At 46.8% G+C, this 12,630-nt stretch carries 12 protein-coding genes; 10 read left to right on the forward strand and 2 right to left on the reverse strand.

The window, feature by feature from the left end; all coding sequences use genetic code 11:
- The first annotated feature begins 269 nt into the window (after nt 1-269).
- The 4 genes from MHH57_RS08810 to MHH57_RS08825 all read left to right on the forward strand — a co-directional run bounded on the left by MHH57_RS08810 (nt 270) and on the right by MHH57_RS08825 (nt 4,354).
- Complete coding sequence (locus MHH57_RS08810; protein WP_029516714.1) at nt 270-1,673, forward strand: ammonium transporter; 1,404 nt, start codon at nt 270-272, stop codon at nt 1,671-1,673.
- 48 nt (nt 1,674-1,721) lie between these two features.
- Nucleotides 1,722-2,804 carry a DUF294 nucleotidyltransferase-like domain-containing protein gene (locus MHH57_RS08815; RefSeq protein ID WP_029516715.1) on the forward strand — a complete coding sequence of 361 codons (1,083 nt, stop codon included), beginning with the start codon at nt 1,722-1,724 and terminating at the stop codon, nt 2,802-2,804.
- Nucleotides 2,801-3,538: an exonuclease domain-containing protein gene (locus MHH57_RS08820; protein ID WP_029516716.1), complete on the forward strand. Its 738-nt coding sequence runs from the start codon at nt 2,801-2,803 to the stop codon at nt 3,536-3,538. The genes MHH57_RS08815 and MHH57_RS08820 overlap by 4 nt, the downstream gene beginning before the upstream one ends.
- Nucleotides 3,539-3,709: 171 nt before the next feature.
- Nucleotides 3,710-4,354 (forward strand): TlpA disulfide reductase family protein, encoded by a 645-nt coding sequence (locus MHH57_RS08825; protein ID WP_342435021.1) that lies wholly within the window; start codon nt 3,710-3,712, stop codon nt 4,352-4,354.
- A gap of 39 nt (nt 4,355-4,393) precedes the next feature.
- On the opposite strand, the gene cimA is transcribed toward MHH57_RS08825, so the two are convergent.
- Complete coding sequence (gene cimA / locus MHH57_RS08830) at nt 4,394-6,010, reverse strand: citramalate synthase (protein ID WP_340931888.1); 1,617 nt, start codon at nt 6,008-6,010, stop codon at nt 4,394-4,396.
- 292 nt (nt 6,011-6,302) lie between these two features.
- Between cimA and MHH57_RS08835 the strand changes: the two genes are divergently transcribed.
- The 3 genes from MHH57_RS08835 (at nt 6,303) to MHH57_RS08845 (ending at nt 9,677) form a co-directional block, all read left to right on the forward strand.
- A complete protein-coding gene (locus MHH57_RS08835) occupies nt 6,303-7,583 on the forward strand; it encodes a DNA polymerase IV (RefSeq protein WP_029516719.1) in 1,281 nt (426 codons plus the stop codon).
- Nucleotides 7,584-7,741: 158 nt separating this feature from the next.
- Nucleotides 7,742-7,984, forward strand: coding sequence for a ferredoxin (locus tag MHH57_RS08840; protein WP_013309730.1), 243 nt, complete (start codon nt 7,742-7,744; stop codon nt 7,982-7,984).
- A gap of 268 nt (nt 7,985-8,252) precedes the next feature.
- Entirely contained in the window at nt 8,253-9,677 is a 1,425-nt protein-coding gene (locus tag MHH57_RS08845) for a L,D-transpeptidase (RefSeq protein ID WP_069011087.1), read from the forward strand.
- 27 nt (nt 9,678-9,704) lie between these two features.
- On the opposite strand, the gene MHH57_RS08850 is transcribed toward MHH57_RS08845, so the two are convergent.
- On the reverse strand, nt 9,705-9,851 hold the full coding sequence (locus tag MHH57_RS08850; RefSeq protein ID WP_023988033.1) for a hypothetical protein: 147 nt from the start codon (nt 9,849-9,851) through the stop codon (nt 9,705-9,707).
- Nucleotides 9,852-10,069: 218 nt separating this feature from the next.
- Here MHH57_RS08850 and MHH57_RS08855 point away from each other — a divergent pair, with 218 nt between their 5' ends.
- The 3 genes from MHH57_RS08855 to MHH57_RS08865 are packed head-to-tail and all read left to right on the forward strand — an operon-like array spanning nt 10,070 to nt 12,581.
- Nucleotides 10,070-11,164: a quinone-dependent dihydroorotate dehydrogenase gene (locus MHH57_RS08855; RefSeq protein ID WP_342435022.1), complete on the forward strand. Its 1,095-nt coding sequence runs from the start codon at nt 10,070-10,072 to the stop codon at nt 11,162-11,164.
- A gap of 34 nt (nt 11,165-11,198) precedes the next feature.
- Nucleotides 11,199-12,011 (forward strand): GTP pyrophosphokinase family protein, encoded by an 813-nt coding sequence (locus tag MHH57_RS08860; RefSeq protein WP_023988035.1) that lies wholly within the window; start codon nt 11,199-11,201, stop codon nt 12,009-12,011.
- Nucleotides 12,012-12,581 (forward strand): DUF309 domain-containing protein, encoded by a 570-nt coding sequence (locus tag MHH57_RS08865; RefSeq protein ID WP_318626729.1) that lies wholly within the window; start codon nt 12,012-12,014, stop codon nt 12,579-12,581.
- Nucleotides 12,582-12,630: the final 49 nt, after the last annotated feature.

The raw sequence follows: 12,630 nt of genomic DNA on the forward strand, positions 1-12,630 counted from the left end.
TCTTCGTTCAACCTTCAATATTAGCATTTGCAAACGGAGTGTTTATAAAGAATATTTTACATGATTCCCAACCATACAGTCAAACGTTATGCTTTTTTTGAACAGAAACAAGCTACTTTTATAGTTAGTAAATATGACATGTAGTGTTTGGAACCATATTTTTTTAACATAATAAAAAAAATCTTGTCAACTTTCATGTATTCTGATTATAATGACAATAAGAATTTCACGAAATGTAAAGAAACTTAACATTCGAGGGAGTGGGCTTCATGAGAAAAAAGTGGTTAGTTGTATTATTGGCCATGCTGACAGTATTAGCTTTTCCGGTAGGTGCGTTTGCTGCTGACGGTCCGACAAATATTCAACTTCAAGCCGGGCTAAACACGGCCTTTACGTTCTTGGCATTTATACTTGTATTTTTTATGCAAGCGGGATTTGCATTGCTGGAGGCAGGCTCGACTCGAATGAAGAATGCGGGTCATGTCGCTGGTAAAACGATTCTCACCACGGGTGTTGCGGCTTTGTCCTTCTGGGCACTTGGATTTGGATTCGGCTTTGGTAATGATGGCGGAAACGGATTTATGGGACTGACGGGTTTCTTCATGAGTGGTACGGATGCGGCTGCATCGTTTGATGCTCTCTCAGGTCTGGATGTTCCGATTACAATTATGTTTTTGTTCCACTTTGCTTTCGCTGCGGTATCACTTTCTATCGCATGTGGGGGGATGGCAGAGCGTGCAAAATTAAGTGTATACATTATTTTCGGTATTTTGTTCTCCATCGTGATTTATCCGGTTGTAGCTCACTGGGTGTGGGGCGGTGGATGGCTTGGTAAGTTGGGGATGCAGGATTATGCCGGTTCGACGGTAGTCCATTTGACAGGCGCTACGGCAGCACTCGTCGCTACCCTGCTGCTCAAACCGCGTCTGGGCAAGTTTAATAAAGATGGCAAGCCGAACATTATCCCTGGTCATAACCAGGTGTACTCTATCTTGGGTGTTATTATTCTCTGGTTTGGTTGGTTTGGGTTTAACCCGGGTAGTGCTGTATCAGCTATGAACGACGGATTCTTTGGATATGTGGCCTTGACTACCAATATTGCTGCTGCGGCAGGTGGGGTTTTCGCTTTGCTCGTATCCTGGATGGTATATGGAAAAGCAGATATTCCTGCTATGCTAAACGGTGTGCTGGCGGCTTTGGTTGCTATTACTGGTTCTTGTGCCTTTGTAGCACCTTGGGCGGCATTGGTCATTGGTGCAGTTGCAGGGATCGTTACTTTCTTCACAGCGCAATGGTTCGAGCGTGCAAGAGTAGACGACCCGGTATATGCTTTCTCCGTGCACGGTGTTGCAGGGATGTGGGGCGCAGTGTCCACAGGGTTCTTCGCTACTCCTGAGCTTGTAAAAATAACTGGTGTAGGTCAAGCGGGTCTGTTCTATGGTGGTGGATTTACCCAATTAGGAGTACAGCTGCTTGGACTGATTGGCACTTTGGCTTTCGTGTTTGTCATTTCCTTCATTATTCTGGGTGCGATGAAAGCGATTATGGGTATTCGCGTTACAGAAGAGGAAGAAACAATGGGATTGGATATCAGTGAACACGGTACGTACGGCTATCCTGAGCAAATGAAGTTGGTTGCTGAGGCTGAAAAGCGTTCTGGAATTGTGAACTAATATGTAAAATATAAAGAACCAGTATGGATGAGCGGAGGAGATGGAAGTATGGAACTGCAAAATATGGCCCCTTGGGTGAGTTCCGCCGAAGCGATTGATCATGCAGATACACCTGAATCGCTAAGGCGGGCCAGGGTCGACTCTCAAAAATGGTTGCTGGCTTCTCAAGCCTCCGCTCCGTTATCAGACTGGTTACAAACGGCGAATGAAATGCATGACCGCATCGCGGCCAGAGCTGTACAAATGTGCGAAAAAGGGATGGTTGAGGATGGCTTCGGCCCTCCTCCCGTCCCTTACGCATTTATAGCCTTCGGAAGCATGGGGCGCTCGGAATCAACGCTGTGGAGTGACCAGGATAACGGTATGATTATCAGTGACACGATATCTGCCGACAAAGAATTATATTTTAGAGAGTTTGGTCGCAAAGTGTCTGCGATGTTAGAGTATTTGGGATATCCCAAATGTGAGGGGAAAGTAATGTGCTCGGAGCCGTTGTGGCGTCAAACATTATCTGAATGGCAAAAACAGCTAACAAAATGGTCGGACGATTTTGCTTGGGAGCCGATCCGTTATCTGATTATCTCGTCTGATATGAGGCATATCGCTGGAGATGAACGACTATCTGCAAACTGGAAACGAAGTTTTTATGAGTTGTTCCGAATACATCCTGATTTACCCTCGGCGGTACTTAGGAACACGGTGAGGCATAAAGCGACACTTAACATTTTAGGTCAGGTTGTTACCGAGCGCTTCGGTGAGCATGCGGGCGATTTTGATGTGAAATACGGGTTGTACATTCCGCTGGTGAACGCAGTCCGTTTTTTGGCGTTGCAACATGGTGTAGAGGAAACCTCCACCTTCAAAAGGCTCAGTCGTCTCGCATCACTGGAAGCGGCACCGTTGCCTTTACTCGATGCTTGCGAGCGTGCCTTTCGGATTGCGCTTCAGCTACGAATGGCTACACCAGTGAAGGAGAATGATGGATTGCTGGTCAGCAATGGCTACCTGGCTGTAAAGCCGCTGAAACAAGGTAAAGGCTGGCATGAGTTGCGCGAGGCGCTTTCGACGGTACGACGGTTGCATCGTGCGTTGCAAAGGCAGTTGCGATTTATGGAAGGGAGAAGGTCATGAAGGAACCAGCGCAGGGAAGTGGCTTCTGGAGCGCTCTCCGCAGAGGAGGAGTGCCGTCTGCGATCGCATCTGTAATGGGGGCTCCTACGGCTCAACAGATGGCGTTTATTCGCTCCTTAACCCGGGAGCAACGGCGCTCTGAAGTATTGCGGACCCCGCTGGATCGTTTGGAGACGGTAGTTTTTGATCTGGAGACAACGGGATTTTCAGCACAGCATGGAGATGAGATTTTATCGTTCGGGGCGATTCGGGTTGTCGGGGACATGATTATGGAAAAAGAGCAGTTTTATACGCTTGTTAATCCACGGACTGTGATTCCTGAGTACATTACCGAACTAACTGGGATTACCCGGGAAATGACGGATGAAGCTCCACCACTTATGAATGGACTGCACGACTTTATGTCCTTTGTAGGTGGGCGAGTACTTGTAGCACATGCTAGCGCTCATGATAAGGCCTTTTTGAATGCTGCGTTATGGAAAACATCTAAAGTTCAATTGACTCATCGTGTTCTGGATACGATGATGCTTGCCAAATGGCTTGAGCCACAGCAACATCAAACCTACAGTTTGGATGAATTGTTGACCTATCAATCCATTCCGATTGAAGGGCGGCACCATGCGTTAGAGGATGCGAAAATGACGGCTAAGCTGTGGGTTGCTTATGTTCAGGAAATGTTGAAGCGTAATGTGACCAATTTGGCAGATGTCTACGCGCATTTAAGTCATGCCTGATTCAGTACAAGGCATAGCATTCATATACACATCAAAACAGCAAGTTCGCGATTTCGTGGGTTTGCTGTTTTTTTGCGTCCTATTCAGATTTAGAAGGTTAGAGGTGGGGACAGTATGGGCATCCTATGGAGAAGGTAAGGGTCATTTAGACGAAAGACAGGTGATAAGACTGTGAAAAAAATTCTTTTCATCAGAGCGATGGTTATACTGGTTGTGGTTGGGGCTTCATGGGGAGTTATTGCAAATACAACTTATGCAGCAACCCTGTCCATGAAAAATGCACCCTTAAAAGAGGGGAATGGTAGAGAAAAACTTGAAGCTAAGAAAGAGGTAGAGGCTGAAACAGATGCGGTAGAGGTAATGAAAAAGATAAAGCCTGGTCAACGGCTTCCTTCTATGATTTTAAAGGGGTTAAACGGCAAGACCTACGATGTAGGGGCCACTCGCAATAAGGCTTTGGTTATTAGCTTTTGGGCTTCATGGTGCGATCCGTGCCGATTAGAAGCGCCTATGCTGAATGAGTTGTATAGTAAGTACAAAGATGATGTAGATGTGTATGGTATCAATGTAACTCGTTATGATCGATTGGAGGATGTACAGAAGTTTTCCCGCTCTTTGGATCTCCAGTTTCCCATTTTACTTGATGAGCAAGGAGCATTGTTTGAACGAGTTGGAGGGGTGGCTTTTCCAACTCATGTAATGGTTGATCCTCATGGACAGGTCAGCGAAATCATCATCGGCATGCTCAGTGAGCAGGAGTTGGAACGCAAAATAGAAACTCTTCAAAAAAAGAAGGTGTCTTTGGGAGCCGAGTAGACCGCCAAAGGCACCTTATAAGCTCATGCGAGCAACTGATTAATGATTAACTAATCCATGATGAGTAAGCTCTGACTGATCGTTTGTTGGAGTTGGTGCTTCCAACAATGCGTAACGGAAGCTGTCCAAGAGAGCTTCCCAGCTGGCTTCAATTACATTTTCGGATACGCCTACGTTACTCCAGACGTCTTCGTAATTTTTAGACTCAATGAGCACACGTACCTTGGCGGCGGTGGCATCCTTTTCGTCAAGCACACGTACCTTGTAGTCGGCCAAATGCATGTCCCGCAAAGCAGGGAAATATTGAGAAAGAGCCTTGCGGAGTGCGTTATCGAGCGCGTTGACAGGACCGTTGCCTTCAGCTGCAGTATAGACACTCGTCCCTGCGACATTCAGTTTCAAGAATGCCTCGGATACGACCGGGCGGCCGGCTGTTTTCTCTACCAGCACTTTGAAGGACTCAAAAGAGAACATTTCCTTCACTTCACCACCTGCTTCACGAATGAGCAGTTCCAGCGAAGCATCCGCGCCTTCAAATTGGTATCCCTGATGCTCCAGTTCCTTGATGCGGCTAATTACGCCACGTGCCTCATCACTGGATGGGTCAAGGGTGATGCCCAGCTCTTGCGCTTTGGATACCACGTTGCTTTGCCCGGCCAGTTCGGAGACCAAGACTCGCTGCTTGTTCCCCACAAGTTCAGGAGCGATGTGCTCATAAGTTCGCGAGTCGCGCAGAATGGCTGACACATGGATGCCCCCCTTATGGGCAAAAGCTGCATTGCCAACATAAGGCTGGTTCACAGGCATATTGACGTTGGCGACTTCACTCACAAAGCGGGCTGTATTGTGGAGTTGACTTAACTTCTCGGTATCTAGACAGTCGTAGCCCAGCTTAAGCTGCAAATTAGGAATGACGGAGCACAGGTTAGCGTTACCGCACCGTTCACCGTATCCGTTGATAGTACCCTGAACCTGCCTTGCGCCTGCTTGTACAGCACTTAGAGAGTTCGCTACTGCCAATTCGCAGTCATTGTGTGTATGAATACCCAACTGTGACCTCGTTATCTGGCTTTGCAGCATAGTGACAATATCCTGAATCTCATGCGGCAGGGTACCGCCGTTTGTATCGCACATCACGAGCCAATCCGCGCCTGCTTCTTCAGCTTTTTTCATAACGGCCATTGCATACTCGGGATTGTTTTTATATCCGTCAAAAAAATGTTCGGCATCAAAAATAACCTCCATGCCCCCTTGCTTTAAAAAGGCGATGGAGTCATAAATCATAGACAGATTTTCCTCCAGTGTCGTCTGTAAGGCAGTGTGTACATGAAAATCCCATGATTTACCCACAAGTGTAGCAGCCTGAGCGCCGGATTCCAGAATTCGTTGCAGATTGACATCCTGTGCTGCGATGCTATCTTTGCGGCGCGTGCTGCCGAAGGCGACAATCTTTGCCTGAAGGCCCAGTTCTTGTACCCGTTTGAAAAATTCGATATCCTTGCTGTTGCTTCCGGGAATCCCGCCTTCAATATAATGAACACCGAGATCATCGAGTTTTTTGGCGATTTTCAATTTGTCATCAGCAGACAAGCTAATTCCTTCTCCTTGAGTGCCGTCTCGCAGCGTTGTGTCAAAGATAGAAATAGCGGTGGACATGAGGGACTCCTCCTTTGCGGATTGCTCAGATTGGTGATATTCTGCTTTTTTAAGCACATTAATTTAGTTGTTTAACGCTTAAAAACAGGAAAGCGTTAGTTTGTCGTGTTCGTATGTTAGTCGATTATATCAACTTATGACTTCAATTGTAATATATAATTATCATTTTTAGCCGCAAAACCTTTATTTTTTATGTAAAATAGAAATGGTACTTAAGGGTATCTCAAGTGTAAAATCAAAACACATATTCCCGCGATGACGGGTGAATTTACAGTTAAAAGAAGGGTTGAGCATGAAAGATGTCAGTGCTTATTATCCGGTTGGCGGGCGAGTTATTCTGCATGTGGATATGAACGCATTTTATTGTTCCGTTCATGCCGCGGAGGAGCCGGAGAAATATGAGGGACTACCTACCGCGGTGGCAGGCAGTAGTGAGTTGCGCAAAGGTGTAATTGTAACCTGCTCTTATGAAGCCCGACGATTGGGCATCTCAACAGGAATGGTCGTTCAGCAGGCTCGTCGGATCTGTCCACAGCTCATCGTAATACAGCCTGATTTTCACTTGTATCGTCGTTATTCCAAAGCGTTTATGAGCATTGCATATTCGTATACGCCTATGCTGGAAGCAACTTCAATTGATGAGTGTTATCTGGATATTTCTGGATCCAAACAGTTTGGAACACCTATGGAAATTGCTGAGGAAATCCAGCGCAGAGTAGAAGACGAACTAGGCCTGCCCTGTTCCATTGGAGTTGCTCCCAACAAGTTGCTGGCCAAAATGGCCTCTGATCTGAAAAAACCGCGCGGGATTTCTGTTCTACGTTTGCGTGATGTACCCAACATTTTGTGGAACCTACCTTGTGGTCAATTGTTTGGTGTGGGCCGCAAAACGGCAGATAAGCTTCTACAAATGAACATTCGCACCATTGGGCAACTGGCTAAGGCTGATGAACATATGCTGGTTGGGGTATTTGGTGTGACGGGTTCGTGGTTAAAATTGGCTGCTAACGGGATTAATCATTCTCCAGTCAGCACTGAGCGGGAGCCAAACAAGTCTATCGGCCACACGACCACCTTACCTATGGATGTGGTCAAACTGGAAGAAGCCCAACGGGTACTTCTTAACATTAGTGATCAGGTAGCCCGGCGGCTTCGACGACACGGTATGCTGGCAGGAGGTATACAATTGACGATTCGGACGCCGGATATGAAGACCTTTACGCGTTCTCAAGTCAGGAGCACTCCTACGGAAAGTGCAGAGGACATATATAAGGAAGCTTGTGCGTTATATCGTCGCCATTGGGGAGAAGATAAGCCTGTGCGCTTGCTGGGGATTACGCTACAGCAGCTTATTCCAAAGGAGGAAGCGGCCGTTCAAATGGATCTATTTGAATACCAGGATCAGCCCAAGAAAGAAAGCTTATTGAAGACGATGGATGCACTTCGCGACAAGTTTGGTGAAAATGCAATTTTGACCGCTGGGATGCTGGGAGATGATCCTTCGGTACTTCTTCGCAACTCCAAGTTGCGCGGAACTTCGCTGCAAAAAGACAATCTACCAACTCCGGAGTGAACTTTTGGATAGATTAGTGCAAGCAGAAGCTTACGTTATAAGCATTTTTTGCATGAAGGATAAAGGAAAATAATTTGTAATAATATTGGGTTTGTATTAATATGTGAATAGAATGCAAAAGCTGGTTTGTTTGATTGTATAGGAGGAAGAGAAAAGTTATGGCTAAATACACTTGGGTAGAAAAAGATACATGCATTGCATGCGGAGCCTGTGGCGCTACAGCACCAGACATTTATGATTATGATGATGAAGGTTTGGCTGAAGTGATCTTTGAAGGGGATGCCAACCAAGGCATCAAGGCGATCTCAGAAGACCTGTTTGATGATATGCAGGATGCTTGTGACGGTTGCCCTACGGATTCCATTAAAGTAGCAGACGAGCCGTTCAATAAAGAAGGTTAAGCGTAGGCTTCTTTGATAGGCACAGCACCGACAGTTCCCTTCGCCGTATAACGGTGAAAGTAAGCTGTTGGTGCTGTTTTTTTAGGTTATAGAATGGTTCAGCGGAGGCTGAACCATTCTATAACCGCAAGAAAAACTTCTGCCAAGCGCGGTCTGGCTTCTGTGAAAGTACGTCGATAGACGTTTTTCTTATGTGCTGTCCATCAAGTCTATTTTTACCGATATACATAATAGGAAGTATGCAAGATTACACGATCAGGAGGATCCGATGAACCATTCGCCTCATCTTAAATCGTATGTGAAAAAACACCCTGATAATAAAATGGCCTGGTATTTACTCGGCAAAGAGTATGAGAGCAGCGGTCAGGAGGGCAAAGCAAATTATTGCTTTAATCGCGCAGGAGAAGTGTTCGAAGCCTTCGAGCATAAACAGATTCCGGCAGACGTATGGATGGAATATCAGGATAAACTGGTTCAGATGTCCAAGGAGAAGGAGCGAAGAACGGCTCGAACACGTCACCTGTTAACTGCGTTAATGGTACTACTGCTCATATGGGTTCCTTCAGCTAATTCACCGAGACCTTCAAATGAGAATACATTTGATCCATCTGGAACTGAGCAGGCAGCAATTGATAATATTGAAGTTACGAAAGTGGCCACTGCTGATCCGAAGGAGACGGCCCAGATCGGTGTGGTTGGTGGTGTGTTTACGGCTCAAGCTCGAAAAGGGAGTGAAGCTGGAACGGGGCTTACTGATATGTTGGCTAAGACTAGCCGACTGCCATCCAGGACTACGGTGTTGGGCATGGAGCAAGGGGGCTCGTGGCTGCTCTGGAGAGAGGGCATGAAACCATTACTTAGTGTACAGAACAAAGGAAACGGCGGATTAGCTGTTCAGTCTTACGACGCAGCTGCGTGTGCTTGTAAGCCGTCAGACAGTGAAAATCTTCGCAAAGCAGGTCTAAAATGGGCTGCTGGACAGGAGGAATTAGCTGTGCTGAATAGCTCCATGCGTGCTTTTCGCTCACAGCATCAACGTCTTCCCCAGAGTCTTGATGAACTGACTCGAGACTTTCCCGCTAACACGATGTATGGTACGACAGACGGGATGAAGAAGGCTTTTACACCTATGCGTAATTTACTTGCTTCACCAGGAAAGGGAACAGGGAAGGCAGTAGATTTAGACGCTGACTCGTTGGCCGGAAGCAGTCCATTACTGGCATCGTCATTGCACGGAAGGCCTTTTCTGGGGCAACCGCTGCGAATTGTGGTGGACAAATCCAAGCATAGGCTTGCCCTGGTAAGTGGCAATGTACTTATTCGAAATTATCCTATTGGTTTGGGTGGAGAAAGAACACCAGAAGGGAAATTTGTGGTTACCGATAAAGTAGTAAATCCGAACGGAAAATCCAACGGTGAGTTTGGCAGCCGTGGAATGCAACTGTCTGCAACGAATTATGCCATTCATGGCACGAACGAGCCGGACAGCATTGGCAAAAATGAGTCTTTGGGTTGCGTCCGAATGGGTAAAGAGGATGTGGAGGAATTGTTTGCACTCGTACCTTCGGGTACGGAGGTAGTCATTGGTAACGGGGGATTGCCTGATCAAGTGCTTGTGCCTGGTTCTCGATTTACAAGTGAGCCGCAGCATGACCAGACGAATCCCCGCAAAACCTATCACTGGCTAAATTAAAATTTTGATGCTATTGCTACTTGGTGTTTAACGATTTCCTGCTTGTGCTAAAACAATGACCAGAATAATTACAATGATGAGGAGAACAAAGCTGACGGCGGTCCATACAATCGCTTTCTTGTTCACCTCATCCTTTTTCTTTTGCAGACTGGGCGGCTTGCGCTTGGTCTTCATATCAGCAATCCCTCTTTTCTAACGAGCTAAGGTCTTGTCTTACTATGTCCATTGTAAATGGTTTGATTATACATTTTCAATGACATCTCCATGACAACTGAATTGTTCTGATGTTGCACCTCGCAAATTACTTTCTTTTTGGTATGGAAAAAGCTAAACTATTTTGTAGAGATGTTTTTTTAGGATTGTGCAAGGGCATAGAACGGAGTGGATGAATCGTGTTGTATCGAAGGATTGCGAAACCTGTTTTTTTTAAAATGAGTCCAGAGACGGCCCATCATGTAGTCATTGACGGTTTAAAACATGCGGGCTCACTTCCTGGTGGAGCAGCGACACTGCGAGGAATGTACGGAGTCAAGGAGACGGAGGATCTTGCCGTTGATCTGTTTGGCATTCATTTTCCCAACCCGATTGGACTGGCTGCAGGACTGGATAAAAATGCAGAAGCGGTTACTGGTTTTTCTTCCATCGGGTTTGGATTTATGGAAGTGGGAACGGTGACACCTGTGGGACAGCCCGGTAACGATCGGCCACGTTTGTTCCGACTGCCTCCCGATGAGGCATTAGTCAATCGGATGGGCTTTAACAATCTGGGTACTGAGAGCATGGCCAAGCGTCTGGCTGCACTCAAACATCGACCTGTTCCGGTCGCAGTTAATATCGGCAAAAATAAAATCACGCCCAATGAGGATGCTCATAAGGACTATGAAAAGTGTATTTCCGCACTGTATCCGTATGCGGACTTCTTTGTAGTGAATATTAGCTCGCCGAATACGCCGGATTTACGAAAGCTCCAGCATGGTAATGAACTGAAGTCGCTATTGGAAGCGGTTCGGGCAGAGATGGGAGTTCAGGCGAAAAAGTATGGCAATGCCAAGTCTGTACTGGTTAAAATTGCGCCAGATGTATCGGACGAGGAATTGGAATATATGACAGATGCGATTGCTGCCAGTGGAGTAGACGGTATTATTGCGACCAATACAACAATATCCAGAGCTGGTCTGACGCACCGAAATGCGAGTGAAACAGGAGGGCTGAGTGGTAAGCCGCTGCGTGACCGTTCCACAGAGGTCATCGGACGGGTGTACCGCCAGACGAAAGGTAAGCTGCCTATAATCGGATCAGGCGGCATCTTCACGAGTCGTGATGCCTATGACAAAATTAAAGCAGGCGCAAGTCTGATTGAAATTTATACAGCATTGATCTACGAAGGGCCGGAAGTAAATAGAGCTATACATGCTGGCCTGCGTGAGCTGCTTCGAAAGGACGGCTTTAGACACATTACCGAGGCTGTTGGTGCAGATCACAGATAAAAAAGTGTTGTCGGAAGAGACAGGAGGTACGGGGATGGACGGAAGAGACTGGGGAACATTTTTACTGCCATACGATCAGGCGGTGGAAGAGCTTAAGGTCAAGTTCAAAACAATGCGTGCGGAGCTGAAAAAGCGCGAGGAATACGCTCCTATCGAATTCGTAACCGGACGGGTTAAAAAAATATCAAGCATCCTCGATAAGGCGAAGAGATTACAGGTTCCTTCTGATCAGCTGGAGACGGGAATCGAGGATATTGCAGGTATTCGCATTATGTGTCAATTTGTAGAGGATATTCGGCGGGTGGCCGAATATATCAGAAGACGTAAGGATTTGACTGTACTGTATGAAAAGGACTATATCACCAATTATAAAGACAGTGGCTATCGCAGCTTTCATATGATTGTGGAGTATCCGGTTCAGACAGCAGTCGGGCTGAAAATCGTGCTGGCAGAAATTCAAATCCGTACTTTGGCTATGAATTTTTGGGCAACCATAGAGCATTCTCTTAGCTATAAGTATCGTGAAAGCTTGCCTGATAATATGCGTACACGGTTGAAAAAGGCAGCTGAGGCAGCCTTTGTATTGGATAATGAGATGTCTTCCATGCGTCTTGAAATATTGGAAGCGCAGAAAAAATTCGAGGATGAAGCCAATATCGTTTCCAAAGTGCTAACAGGCATGCATCGGCTGTATTTCTACCATAAGATCAGTGAAACGATTGATGCGCAGCGCAGATTCAATGAACTGTGGGAACGGCACGACATGGAAGGAATCAAGCTGCTTCACGATGAGGTCAAGGAGATGCTAGAAGCCTCTACCAAGGAAGAAGACAGGGATGAGTATTAAATGGCACACCATTCCTATGAACCGCTATACGTGACTTATTTGGTATACTTCAATCGTGATCGGGATTACTTTGAATGTCATGAGGTACTGGAAGAGCTGTGGCTTAAGCTGGACCGTGACCCTGTATATAAAGGTTTGCTGCAAGTTGCTGTAGGGCTGTATCATTTTCGGAATGGTAACTATCGTGGTGGACATATGATGCTGGATAGTGCGGTCCACCGGTTGGAGCATGCTCCTTCGCAGGCGCTGGGCATTAATATGGTGAAGCTGGTGGAAGAGGCGCGCATTTGCGCTCGTCAGCTTGCTGAAGCTGTTATGACCGGCACGGAAGAGCTTCAGCAAGAACCGCCGGTTTATCGGGATATGACGATTGAAATCGTCGAGCCCGGGTTGCGCCGGGCCGTGGAGAAGGCATCGTCGTCTATTCCGGTCAACATTCCGCAGCAAAGAGGTCCTCGGCGTGGGGAAAAGCATGAGCAGCGTCAGCAGGCGCTGGAAGCTTCTATTAGGCGAAGACAGGCCGCTGGCGGCTCAGGTTCTGTCTCAGCGGAAACGAAGGATGCACCTTGAGTTTGAAGCGCATGATAAGCAAGCAGCCCGATCCGTTTCATGAGGATCG

Origin of the sequence: Paenibacillus sp. FSL H7-0442, from assembly GCF_038593105.1 — a bacterium.
GTDB lineage: Bacteria > Bacillota > Bacilli > Paenibacillales > Paenibacillaceae > Paenibacillus > Paenibacillus polymyxa_D.

What these genes read in the sequence shown, in the direction of transcription:
- MHH57_RS08810 (WP_029516714.1), top strand. Translation starts at nt 270, where the DNA reads ATGAGAAAAAAGTGGTTAGTTGTATTATTGGCCATGCTGACAGTATTA.
- MHH57_RS08815 (WP_029516715.1), top strand. Translation starts at nt 1,722, where the DNA reads ATGGAACTGCAAAATATGGCCCCTTGGGTGAGTTCCGCCGAAGCGATT.
- MHH57_RS08820 (WP_029516716.1), top strand. Translation starts at nt 2,801, where the DNA reads ATGAAGGAACCAGCGCAGGGAAGTGGCTTCTGGAGCGCTCTCCGCAGA.
- cimA (WP_340931888.1), bottom strand. Translation starts at nt 6,010, where the DNA reads ATGTCCACCGCTATTTCTATCTTTGACACAACGCTGCGAGACGGCACT.
- MHH57_RS08835 (WP_029516719.1), top strand. Translation starts at nt 6,303, where the DNA reads ATGAAAGATGTCAGTGCTTATTATCCGGTTGGCGGGCGAGTTATTCTG.
- MHH57_RS08840 (WP_013309730.1), top strand. Translation starts at nt 7,742, where the DNA reads ATGGCTAAATACACTTGGGTAGAAAAAGATACATGCATTGCATGCGGA.
- MHH57_RS08845 (WP_069011087.1), top strand. Translation starts at nt 8,253, where the DNA reads ATGAACCATTCGCCTCATCTTAAATCGTATGTGAAAAAACACCCTGAT.
- MHH57_RS08850 (WP_023988033.1), bottom strand. Translation starts at nt 9,851, where the DNA reads ATGAAGACCAAGCGCAAGCCGCCCAGTCTGCAAAAGAAAAAGGATGAG.
- MHH57_RS08860 (WP_023988035.1), top strand. Translation starts at nt 11,199, where the DNA reads ATGGACGGAAGAGACTGGGGAACATTTTTACTGCCATACGATCAGGCG.
- MHH57_RS08865 (WP_318626729.1), top strand. Translation starts at nt 12,012, where the DNA reads ATGGCACACCATTCCTATGAACCGCTATACGTGACTTATTTGGTATAC.